This is a genomic window from Paenibacillus sp. MY03 (genome assembly GCF_002165585.1).
Taxonomy (GTDB): domain Bacteria; phylum Bacillota; class Bacilli; order Paenibacillales; family Paenibacillaceae; genus Pristimantibacillus; species Pristimantibacillus agaridevorans.
This window is the reverse complement of the sequence record NZ_MXQD01000136.1, coordinates 1-404: the sequence shown is the minus strand read 5'-3', so window position 1 is coordinate 404 and position 404 is coordinate 1. Positions and strand designations below refer to the sequence as shown.

Here is a 404-nt window from a genome sequence, read left to right as displayed (position 1 = left end):
TTAGCTGCTGCATGCTGGTTGTGTTGCTGGTTGCTTCTTTAGCGGGATTTCCCGAAATAGGGTATGCGGCGACGTCGGTTACGGCAAACTTTTCTGTTAATAACGGAACAGGTTATGCTAACAATTTTGGGGGAGCCGTCAATCAGTTGGATAGTCCGGCCGATGTAGATACGCTTCGGTCAATCGGCATTAATTTCATGAGAAGGGATGCTTATCTCGTCCAAATTGTGCCCAATACGACTGTTGCCGACTATAAGAATAACGTAGGCAACGTTGCGGATCCAAGCACGTGGAATTGGAGCAACTATGATTGGGTTGACACCTATCATAACAAAGGAATCAAGATCATGCTGATTATGAGCTACAATATTCCTTGGTTGTCTCACAGCAATACGATGCATGGG

Annotated in this window: 1 protein-coding gene; it reads left to right on the top strand. The window is 45.5% G+C overall.

Annotated features, from left to right (window positions below):
• The coding region (locus tag B1748_RS37185) for a hypothetical protein (RefSeq protein ID WP_179216024.1) at nt 1-404 on the top strand (404 nt) is incomplete at both ends.